This is a genomic window from Sorangium sp. So ce145, assembly GCF_051525985.1.
GTDB lineage: Bacteria > Myxococcota_A > Polyangia > Polyangiales > Polyangiaceae > Sorangium > Sorangium cellulosum_B.
Genome location: NZ_CP150315.1, coordinates 7224303 through 7234914 on the forward strand (window position 1 = coordinate 7224303; position 10612 = coordinate 7234914).

Annotated in this window: 10 protein-coding genes; 2 read left to right on the forward strand and 8 right to left on the reverse strand. The window is 70.3% G+C overall.

All coding sequences use genetic code 11. From position 1 onward, the window contains the following. Window positions 1-23: 23 nt before the first annotated feature. Window positions 24-956: a DUF2935 domain-containing protein gene (locus tag WMF34_RS26560; protein ID WP_437989525.1), complete on the reverse strand. Its 933-nt coding sequence runs from the start codon at window positions 954-956 to the stop codon at window positions 24-26. Between the two features lie 510 nt (window positions 957-1466). Between WMF34_RS26560 and WMF34_RS26565 the strand changes: the two genes are divergently transcribed. Together WMF34_RS26565 and WMF34_RS26570 are read left to right on the forward strand one after the other, a co-directional pair. Further along, complete coding sequence (locus tag WMF34_RS26565) at window positions 1467-1859, forward strand: YciI family protein (protein WP_012237779.1); 393 nt, start codon at window positions 1467-1469, stop codon at window positions 1857-1859. Beyond that, window positions 1859-3121, forward strand: coding sequence for an RNA polymerase sigma factor (locus WMF34_RS26570; RefSeq protein ID WP_437989526.1), 1263 nt, complete (start codon window positions 1859-1861; stop codon window positions 3119-3121). The genes WMF34_RS26565 and WMF34_RS26570 overlap by 1 nt, the downstream gene beginning before the upstream one ends. 83 nt (window positions 3122-3204) lie before the next feature. Here WMF34_RS26570 and dauA read toward each other — a convergent pair whose 3' ends face one another. From dauA to WMF34_RS26605, 7 genes are all read right to left on the reverse strand, one after another. Further along, window positions 3205-4995, reverse strand: a complete 1791-nt coding sequence (gene dauA / locus WMF34_RS26575) for a C4-dicarboxylic acid transporter DauA (RefSeq protein ID WP_437989527.1) — start codon at window positions 4993-4995, stop codon at window positions 3205-3207. Between the two features lie 2 nt (window positions 4996-4997). Next, the gene (locus tag WMF34_RS26580; protein WP_437989528.1) at window positions 4998-5297 is read right to left on the reverse strand and encodes a hypothetical protein; all 300 of its coding nucleotides are present in this window, start codon (window positions 5295-5297) and stop codon (window positions 4998-5000) included. Then, entirely contained in the window at window positions 5294-6163 is an 870-nt protein-coding gene (locus WMF34_RS26585; RefSeq protein WP_437989529.1) for a hypothetical protein, read from the reverse strand. The genes WMF34_RS26580 and WMF34_RS26585 overlap by 4 nt, the downstream gene beginning before the upstream one ends. A 21-nt stretch (window positions 6164-6184) precedes the next feature. Next, window positions 6185-7111, reverse strand: a complete 927-nt coding sequence (gene coaA / locus WMF34_RS26590; RefSeq protein ID WP_012237783.1) for a type I pantothenate kinase — start codon at window positions 7109-7111, stop codon at window positions 6185-6187. A 119-nt stretch (window positions 7112-7230) separates the two neighbouring features. Then, window positions 7231-8700, reverse strand: coding sequence for a hypothetical protein (locus tag WMF34_RS26595; RefSeq protein WP_437989530.1), 1470 nt, complete (start codon window positions 8698-8700; stop codon window positions 7231-7233). Window positions 8701-8873: 173 nt separating this feature from the next. Then, window positions 8874-9515: a bifunctional 4-hydroxy-2-oxoglutarate aldolase/2-dehydro-3-deoxy-phosphogluconate aldolase gene (locus WMF34_RS26600; RefSeq protein WP_437989531.1), complete on the reverse strand. Its 642-nt coding sequence runs from the start codon at window positions 9513-9515 to the stop codon at window positions 8874-8876. After that, window positions 9512-10609, reverse strand: a complete 1098-nt coding sequence (locus WMF34_RS26605; RefSeq protein WP_012237786.1) for a sugar kinase — start codon at window positions 10607-10609, stop codon at window positions 9512-9514. The genes WMF34_RS26600 and WMF34_RS26605 overlap by 4 nt, the downstream gene beginning before the upstream one ends. Window positions 10610-10612: the final 3 nt, after the last annotated feature.

Below are 10612 nucleotides of genomic sequence, written 5' to 3' on the forward strand. Positions count from 1 at the left end.
CGCGGCGCGCGGTGCCCACAGCGTCACTGGGCGCGCCTGATCTCGTCCGAGAACCTCACCGCCTCGCGGAGCACGTGATCGGCGAGCGCGGGATCGATGATGCTCTTGATCTGCCCCGTCTCGATGCCCTGCTCCGCGGCCGACTTGAAATCGATGACCTCGTCGGCCATCGTCGCGAGCTGCCCGCTGTCGACGCGGAACGCGTGCGCCTGGTACAGCTGCCCGGCGCGCGCGGTCGCCTGGTCGATGAGCGCGCGCTCCTGCGGGTCGAGCAGGTGGGCGATGAACTCGAGGTGATCCGCCATGATCGTCGTCCAGAACGCCGAGACCTCGTCGCTCTGGAGCGCGATGTCGCCGTACGCGAGCCGATCGAGCCGGGCGACGAAGCGCTCGGCCTCCCGCGCGAGGTGGTCGAAGAAGAGCGGCCAGACGAGGCTCCGGAGCGAGCCGCTCTCCTGCGCGCGCTGCATGCGGCGCTTGTACTCGATGAAGCGGTGGACGCTCGACCGCGTCGAGGTGAGGAGCGAGGAGATCCCGTAATCGCCATACCCCCGGTCGCGCGCCGCGAGGAAGTGCCTGGCGAAGAGGTTCTGGTACTGCCGCGCCTCGTCCCGGGGCCCGCGGAGGTGATCGCCCGGCATGAGCAGCGAGATGAAGAACGCATGTTCCATCAGCTGGTCCGTCCAGAAGAGGACCTCCGAGACGGCGTGCGCTGCATAGCCGGCGCCCGGGGCGGGCAGGAAGACCGGCTTCCTCGAGCGCCGGTCGACCGAGATGCCGGGCGTATAGGCGGACCCTGCCGGGAGGGCGAGGGGCCCGATCGACTCGCAGGCCGCGTAGCTCTTGTCGGGCAGCGCGAGGCTCGGTGTTGCGAGCAGCGAGGCACCCGCGGTGGCCATCGCGCCGCCGGCGAATTGCCTGCGTCCAAGTTTCCCTTGCGGAACACGCTTCTCCATCGACGCTCCTCCTGGTTCATGCATCCGTGCGAATCGGAGCGCGAGGGTGCATGTCCCGCGCCTGAGCCAAAGAGTCGACGCGCAGGGCGGTCCGCCGGCGCGCGCCTCGCCGATCACGACGGCCGGCGACGCGCGGAATCACCACGCCCGAGCGCTTCGTCAGCAGAGAGGTCGCGTGGGGGCGCGCCGGACGTCATCCGCGGAATCCGCCCGCGATGGGCCGCCCTGCGATCGGCGACCTGCGAAGTCAGAGCACATTCCCCCTCCTCTACTGACCACCTGCGACCATGGAGCACATCGCGCCGTGGAGGACACACGCTCGCGACGACGGACATGCACACTCCCGCTGGCGCCGCAGGCGTACCTACACCCACATGCGGCCGTCCCTTGTGTCGGGGTTCGGATTTCTTCGCTATCGTCGCCCGGGATGTCGAGGACCCGCCCTCGGCTCCGACAACCCCACGAACGCGCGCCCGATCCCGGGGCGACAGCGAAGAGAAGGAGCCGATCATGAAGTACATCCTGATGATGAACACCCCGTCTGGGGGGCCGTACCAGGTCGCCAACTGGCAGCAGAAGGACTTCCAGGCGCACATCGCGTTCATGAAGAGCTTCCACAGGAAGCTCAGCGCGTCGGGCGAGCTCGTGGCGGCCGAGGGCCTGGCGGGGCCCGATCAGGCCAAGCTCGTGCGCGCTGGCAAGGACGGCACGCCGATCACCGACGGGGTGTTCCCGGAGACCAAGGAGTTCCTCGCCGGCTACTGGATCGTGGACGTCGAGAGCCCCGAGCGCGCGTACGAGATCGCCGCGCAAGCGTCCGCCGCGCCCGGCCCCGGCGGCGCGCCGCTCAACATGGGGATCGAGGTGCGAGAGGTGATGAGCGCGCCGCCCAGCGATCTGTAGTGACCTCTCCGTCCCAGGGCGCCACGGCCGAGCGCCTGCTGCGCGATCTCGCGCCCCAGGTGCTCGGCGCCGTCATGCGGCGATTCCGAGATTTCGGCGCCGCGGAGGACGCCGTCCAGGAGGCGCTGATCGCGGCGGCCTCGCAGTGGCCGCGCGAGGGCGTCCCCGACGAGCCGCGCGCCTGGCTGATCCACGTGGCGTCGCGGCGCATCGCCGATCACGTCCGGAGCGAGGCGGCGCGCCGCCGCCGCGAGGCGATCGTGGTCAGCCTCGTGCCGCCCGAGCTGCAGATCGCCCTCGCCGCCGACGGCGACGAGGCGGCGCTCGAGGACGACACGCTCACCTTGCTGTTCATGTGCTGCCACCCCGCGCTGTCCACGCCGTCCGCGATCGCGCTGACCCTGCGCGCCGTCGGCGGCCTGACGACGGCCGAGATCGCAAGGGCGTTCCTGGTCCCGGAGGCGACCATGGCGCAGCGGATCAGCCGGGCGAAGCAGAGCATCAAGGCGTCCGGCGTGCCGTTCGAGCGGCCGACGCCCGAGGCGCGCGCAGGGCGCCTCGGCGCCGTCCTGCACGTGCTCTACCTGATCTTCAACGAGGGCTACACCTCGAGCTCCGGCCCCGCGCTGCACCGCGACGATCTGTCGGGCGAGGCGATCCGCCTGACGCGCGCCGTGCACGCGCTCCTCCCGGACGACGGCGAGGTCGCGGGCCTCCTCGCGCTCATGCTCCTGACCGACGCGCGGCGCGCGGCGCGGACAGGGCCTCTGGGCGAGCTGATCCCGCTCGCGGAGCAGGATCGGGGCCTGTGGGATCAGCACGCGATCGCCGAGGGCGTCGCGCTCGTCACCGCGGCGCTGTCCCGGGGCTCGATCGGCGCCTACCAGCTGCAAGCCGCGATCGCGGCGGTGCACGACGAGGCGGCGCGGGCCGAGGACACGGACTGGCCGCAGATCCTGGCGCTGTACGGCGTGCTGATGCGGATGTCCGACAACCCGATGGTGGCGCTCAGCCACGCGATCGCGACCGCCATGGTGCACGGCCCTCGGGCGGGGCTCGATCTGCTGAACGCGCTCGACGCCGACGCGCGCCTCTCGGGTCATCACCGCCTCGACGCCGCCCGCGCGCACCTCCTGGAGCGGGCCGGCGATCGCGAGGCGGCGATCGCGCACTACAGGCGCGCGGCCAGCCGCACGACGAGCATCCCGGAGCAGAACTACCTGGCGACGCAGGCGGCCCGGCTGAGCGACGCGCTGAAGTAGCGCGCCGCGCGGCGCGCGCAGAGGCCGCAGGGGTGTCCGGCGAGAGAGGAGCGATGCCGCGGACCTCTGCCGGCGGCGAGCGCTCAGCCGTTCACCAGCTCGCCGGCGAGGCGGAGCGCCGCCGCCAGATCCTCCGCGACGTACACGCGCTGCGACCGCTCCGGGAGGCGCGCCTTGTCGAAGATCTCGCGCGGCCTGGGCAGCGGACCGGCGAGGATCACCGCCTTCTGGCGCCGCGCGAGCCCGTCGAGCGCGTTCTCGAGGGCGACGAACCCCGTGCTGTCGATGAACGGCACCTTGCCGAGGTCGAGGATCATCACCTCGTAGCTGTCCCCGCGGATGGCGTGCAGCGCCGCCATCGCCTTCTGGGCGGCGCCGAAGAACAGCGGGCCGTTGATCTCGTAGAGGGCGACCCGCCTCGGGAGCTCGACTTCGCTCGATCCGCCGGCGGCGTCCAGCACCGTCCGGCTCCCTGTCAGCTCGGCCATCCGGCGCATGAAGAGGATGGCGGCGAGGATCACGCCGGCCGACACCGCGATCACCATGTCCAGGATGACGGTGAGCCCATAACAGGTCAGGAGCACGAACACATCGCTCCTCGGCGCGAGCCTCACGAGACGGATGAAATGGTGGAGCTCGGACATGTTCCACGCGACGAGCAGCAGCAGCGCCGCCAGCGACGCCATGGGGACGTAGGCCACGAGCGGGGCGAAGACGAGGATCGACAGGAGGACGACCGCGGCGTGGGTCACGGACGCGATCGGAGAGCGCGCGCCAGCCCGGATGTTCGTGGCCGTCCGCGCGAGCGCTCCGGTCGCCGCGATGCCGCCGAAGATCGGCGCAACGATGTTCCCGACACCGAGGCCGATGAGCTCCGAGTCCGGATCGTGCTTGGTCCCTGTCATGCCGTCGGCGATGACCGCCGACAGCAGCGATTCGATGGCGCCGAGCATGGCGATCGCGAAGGCGGCGGGGAGCAGCTCCCTCACGAGCTCGAGCGAGAGCCCGTCGCCCCACGGCAGCGAGGGCGTCGGGAGGATCGACGGGATCCCGGCGATCTCTACCCCGCCGACCGTGGAGCGAAAGCGGCTGCCGATCGTCGCCACGGAGAACGCGGGGTAAACCGCGTCGACGGCCGCCGCGGCGAGCGACACGACGGTGATGGCGATGAGGGGCGCCGGCACCTTCTTGATGACGCGGGGGACGAGCAAGAGCAGGGCGAGCGTCGAGGCGGCGACCGAAAGCTCGAAGAGGTCGGCCGTCCCGCGCGCGGCCCACAAGGCCGACACCTTGGCGGTGTAGTGCTCCGGGAGCGGCCCGGCCTGGAGGCCCAGGACGTCCTTCACCTGGAGCGTCGCGATCACGGTGGCGATCCCGGCGGTGAAGCCCGTGGTCACCGGATACGGGATGTATTCGATGAGCCGGCCGAGCCGCGCGAGCCCCATGATCACGAGCAGCACGCCGGCCAGGAGCCCGGCCGTCATCAGCCCGGACAGCCCGTGCTCCGCGACGATCGGCGCGAGGATCACCACGAAGGCCGCCGTCGGGCCGGTGACCTGGAACTTGCAGCCGCCCAGCAGCGCCACCAGCGCGCCGGCCACGATCGCCGTGTAGAGCCCGTGCTGAGGAGGAGCCCCCACCGCGATGGCGAGGGCCATGGAGAGAGGGAGCGCCACGACGCCGACGACGGTGCCTGCCAGGAGGTCGGCCCGGAGATCCCCGAGGCCGTACCCCTTGCCAAGGCAGCGCCGGAGCGCCGACGCCACCGGGATCCGATGCCGCGCCGGAGCAGGCTGCGAGGTGGGCGGCCGGGGCGCTTCGCGGCCCTGGCCCGGCCGGTCGATCGCAGCGACGCGCTCGGATCTGAACGACATCGTCACACCTCCATCGAATGCTCGTGGATGTCGAGCAACATCGGTTGTTGAGCAACATCGGTGCCACGCGGCGATGTCCTCTGTTGGTCGCTCGATGCGCGCCGTTTCACGGTGGAGCGCGGGCTCGAACCGGGTTTACGACAAATCGTCGCCATGAATTTCTTGTATACCGGCGATAACGACAATGTGACGCGGTGTTCGAGCCAGTCGCCGTCGTGCCGTATCACGGGCAGGGTGGCGACCTGACCCAGGTTGCGTCGGCTGACCCAGGGCGAGTCGGCCAGACCGGTTCCGCCGCTCAATCCACCGGGAATTGTTCCGCGATCCAGGCCTCCCAACCCGGCGGGACTCGGGTGGCCTCGAGGTAGCTACGCAGCTGGTGGGCGTCGTCGAAGGCGGACATTCCCCACAAGCGAAACGCGTCGACGTAACCCATGTCGTCGTCAAACGAATCGGCGAAGTCGGCGAGCTCCAAGCCGAGCTGCCAGGGCGCCTTGACGTCCCCGGCGCAGAGCAGTCGAGCCAGCGAAAGGAGCCCGTCGCGAGGCGCGATCGGCTCTGCGTCGCCGCTCGCGAGCGCGGTCGCGCACGCTCGCCAACCCTCCGGCACGGCGGGAGGCATCCACCCGTCGCCTCTTCGGAGCTCGGCCACCTGGCGCGACCAGAACCAGAGCTCGCGGGTGTTGTAGCGGGCCGCCTTCTCGGGCGTCTCGTACGATTCCCATGGCCAACGCACGCCGTCCTGCTGGCTGAGCCAGATGGTGAAGGAGACGTCGACCGCGATGAACCCCTGCTCCAGGAGCGCCGATCGACGCGCGGCCGCCGCGCTCGGGTCCTCCTCGCCGCCGTCCTCCTCGCCGCCGTCCTCCTCGTCGCCGTCCTCGTCATCTGCCCGTTCCTCCGTCGGGTGCAAGACCTTGTGAACGGCCTCTGCCCAGGTGATCGGCGCGGGAGGGTGGCGCCGCAGGTAGGCGACGCGTGTTTCGCGGTCCGGCGCGAGCTGTTCGAGAAAGACCCACCACATCCCCAGCCAGTCTTCACCGGAGCCCATGCGCCAGCCGATCGTGTAGCGCTCGTAGTCGGGGAAGCGCTCCCACGGCGGAGCGATGTCACCGTGCGCGTCGAGGTGCTCACGAAGGCGGGAGCGACAGCTCTCTTTCCAGTCCATGACAACAATCCTCCTCTTGGGTCAGAGTCGGCGGAGATGCACGGCGCGCACCGCGTGGTCAGGCCCCTTCTCGAGCACGACGTCGGCGCGCGCGCGCGTCGGCAGGATGTTCTCGGTGAGGTTGGGGCCGTTGATCGTGCGCCAGATCTGGAGCGCGAACGCGCGCGCCTCGTCGTCGCCCATCGCGGCATAGCGGTGAAAATAGGACGACGGGTCGCGGAACGCCGTGGCCCGCAGCGTGAGGAAGCGCTCGATGTACCATCGCTCGAGGTCGGCCTCGTCCGCATGGACGTAGATCCCGAGGTCAAAGAAGTCGCTGACGGCGATCGCCGCGGCGCGCTCGGGGCCCTGCAGGACGTTCAGCCCCTCGAGGATCACGATGTCGGGCTGCCTCACGGTCTGCGCCTTCCCGGCGACCACGTCGTAAGTCGCGTGCGAGTACACCGGCACGTCGATCGCTTCGACGCCGGCCTCCAGGTCGGCGAGGAACTGCACGAGCCGCCGCAGATCATAGCTCTCGGGAAAGCCCTTGCGGTGCAGGCCGGCGCGCGAGGCGAGCACCGCGTTGGGGTACAGGAAGCCGTCGGTGGTCACCAGATCCACCCGCGGGTGGTCGGGCCACCGCGCGAGCAGCGCCTGCAGCACGCGCGCGGTCGTGCTCTTGCCCACCGCGACCGAGCCCGCGATGCCGATCACGAAAGGCCGCCGCCCGACGGGGCGGCCGAGGAAGGTGTCCTTCACACGGCGGAGCTGCTGCGCGGCGCCGACGTGCAGGTTGAGCAGCCGCGAGAGCGGCAAGTAGATCGTCGCGACCTCGTCGAGCGAGAGCCGCTCGTTGAGGCCCCGAAGGACCATCAGGTCGCCCTCGGTGAGGGGCAGCGGCGTGGCCGCGCGCAGGCCGGCCCACTGCGCGGCGGAGAAGACCTCGTAGGTCGTGACGGCATCCATGGTCGGTCGGGAGCGATAGTACGCTTCCGACCGCTCGATCCGGAGCGTTCTCGCCGAGGATCGTCACCCGCCCCAGGTCGGCTCGCCGCCCCCCGGATCGGGTCGCCCACCGCCGTCGCTCAGAAGAAGCTGTAGAGGGACAGCTTGATGCGCTCGTTGGTCGCGGTCACGCCGTCCGCGAAGGTCTGCTCCGAGTACTGGAACGAGAGGCCCGCGCGGATGGCCGGCGTGATGTCGGCGAACAGGTTGCCGTCGATGTAGCGCGACTCGTGGTAGGCCGTGCGGAGCGCGAGGTAGCCGTTCTCCTCCGTCACCCGGTCGTTCGACCCCTGGGTGTAGTTGCCGGAGACGGAGAAGCGCCCCGAGGGCGGCAGATAGTACTGGAGCCCGACCATGAACCCCGTCCAGCCGATCGTCTTCAGGTTGTTGTTCGCGTCGTACACGACGAGGCCGTTGTCGATGTTCGGCGTATAGACGGCTCCGTCAGGGAGCGGCGGGTGCGGCACGTTGCTCGCGACGCCGACGATGTCCGCGATGCCCGTGCCAGAGAAGAACGAGCCGGTCAACGTCAGCGCGTTCCCGGGGTCGTCCAGCGCCTCGGCCGGGATGATCGGGATCATCGCGTCGACCGAGAGCCCGTAGCCGTTGGCCGAGCGCAGCTCGGTTGGGGTCGCGGAGTGCTCGTTGACCCTGAGATGGCGGAACACGCCCGAGACGCCGATCGACAGCGGGTCGTGCAACATCCCGCCGGCGCCGAGCGTGTGGATTCCCTTCCAGCCGTTGACGCCGATGCGCAACCCCGCCTGCATGTCCGGCACCTCGGAGTCGCGCTGCGGCGGCTTGAGGACGGCAGCGGCGATCTCCACGTTGGCGGCGTCCGACTTGAAGTTGTGGCCGACGCGCAGCTGCGGCATCCTCCCGAAGACCTGGTTCATCACCGGGAAGAAGGACGTGGTGGCCGGGAAGAAGAACGGCTGCCACCCGAACAGGTGATAGCCCTGTCCGATCAGCAGGTCGACGTAGTCCGACTCGACCTTGATGTGGGCCTGACGCAAGCGGAAGGTGCCGCTGCTGACCAGCGAGGCCTCGGAGACGGTGGGCGGCTGATTGCCGAAGAAGTCGAGCTCCAGCACGGCCGTGGTCTTGATCCCGGACACCTCGGGCGCGTTCACCCTGACGCCGAACCTGGAGTTACGCGCCGTGAAGTGCGTGCGGCCGTGCGAGCCGGCGTAGGTGTCCTCGCGCTGGATGACCGTGGCCCCCACCGACTCCCCGAAGCTCTCGGTGGTGTCGTGCATGATGTCGAACTCCGCCATCCCGTAGATCGTGGCCTTCCACTTGGAGGTCACCGGAACAGGATCCTTGGCGGCCGGCTTGACGGCCTCCGCCGGCGGCGCCGCCGGAGCAGCCACGTCCGCAGGCGGCGTGGCCGGCGCCTGCGCGTCCGCCTGCGCGTCCGCCGGCGCGGCCGGCGCAGCGGCCTGCGGAGCCGTCGCGTCCGGCGCCGGCGGGGGGGTCTGGGCGTGCGCGACCGCCGCCACGAAGAAAATCGACGCACCGACTAGGTTCGCAACCTTCGATTGATTCATGTTCGAAGCCCCTGGGTTATCCATGGCGCCAGGAATCCCCTGCAAACGCCGCAACTATTGGTTTTAACTACGTTTTACGTCGCACCGCGCAGCGCGCGCACCACGCCCGTCTCCGCCCGGGGAGCCGCTGGAATCGACAGGGTGAACGGCGGGCGCGCCTCCTGCGCGCTCCCTCAGGGCGCGCGGCCCGCGTCGCAGAACGCGCGGGCGCGGGCGACGAGCTCGTCGCGCCGCCCGTCGCGCAGGAGCTTGAGATCCACGAGGTTGCTGCCGACGCCGACCGCCACCGCGCCGGCAGCGAAGAAGGTGCCCACGTTCTCCAGCGTCACGCCGCCCGTGGGCATGAGCGGGATATGGGGCAGAGGCGCCTTGAGCGATTTGAGGTACGAGGCGCCGCCGAGGGCGTCGCAGGGGAACACCTTCACGACATCTCCGCCCGCCCGGTGCGCCGCCACGACCTCGGTGGGCGTGAGCGCGCCGGGAGCGTGGACGACGTTCATCGCGACGCAGGCCCTCACGGTTGCCTCGTCGAGCGCGGGGCTGACCACGAAGCGCGCCCCGGCCTCGACGCACGCCTCGGCGGTGCGAGCGTCCAGGACCGTCCCCGCGCCGACCAGCGCCCGCTCGCCGTGGCGCGCGGCGACCTCGCGCACGACCTCGACCGCGCCGGGCACGGTCATCGTGATCTCGAGCACGTCGATCCCCCCCTCGAGGAGGGCCTCGACCGCCTGCAGCGCCTCGCCGGCCGAGCCGGCGCGCACCACAGGGACGATGCGCCCGCGCGCGATCCACTCGAGCACGGATTGCTTGTTCATCGGTCCACCCGGGACGTGCCCATCTTCATCGCCTTGAGCACTTCATCGAGGGTCGCCATCGTCGTGTCGCCGGGCGTCGTCATCGCGAGCGCCCCGTGCGCCGCGCCGCAATCGACCGCCCACTGCGGCCCCTTGCCCATCAAGAAGCCGTAGATGAGCCCCGAGGCGAACGAGTCGCCGCCGCCCACGCGGTCGAAGATCTCCAGGTCCTTGCGCTCGGGCGCCTTGTAGAGCTGGCCGCCCTGGTACAGCACCGCGCTCCAGTCGTTGCGCGTCGCCGAGGTCGCCACGCGGAGCGTCGTCGCCACCGCCTGGATGTTCGGGAACACCGAGAGGACACGCTCGATCATGCTCTCGAACGCGCCGACGCGCAGGTTGGCGTGCCCCTCGTCGACGCCCTCGACCTCGAAGCCCAGGGCAGCCGTGAAATCCTCCTCGTTGCCCAGCATCACATCGACGTACGGCGCGAGCGCTCGATTGACCTCCTGCGCGCGGGCCTGACCACCGATCGATTTCCAGAGCGACGGGCGGTAGTTGAGATCGTAGGAGACGACGACGCCGTGACGCCTGGCCGCCTCCATCGCCTCCTTCGCCACGGAAGGCGTGGTCTCGGAGAGCGCGGCGAAGATACCGCCGGTATGGAACCACCGCGCGCCCTGGGCGCCGAAGATCGTATCCCAGTCGATCTCGCCGGGCTTCAGCTGAGACGCGGCCGTGTGGCCACGGTCCGAGAGGCCGACCGCCCCGCGGATGCCGAAGCCCCGCTCGGTGAAGTTCAGGCCGTTGCGCACGAGGCGCCCCACGCCGTCGTGCGTCGCCCAGCGGACGTGCGTGAGATCCACGCCGCCCTGCAGCATCAGATCTTCGAGCAGGCGGCCGACGGGGTTGTCCGCGAGGGCGGTCACGATGGCCGACCTGAGCCGGAAACAGCGGCGCAGGCCGCGGGCGACGTTGTACTCGCCGCCGCCCTCCCAGGCGTGAAAGCTGCGGGCGGTGGAGATCCGCCCGTCGCCGGGATCGAGGCGCAGCATGACCTCGCCGAGGGACACGAGATCCCAGCGGCAAGTGGAAGGATCACGGAGCGTGAAGGACATGAA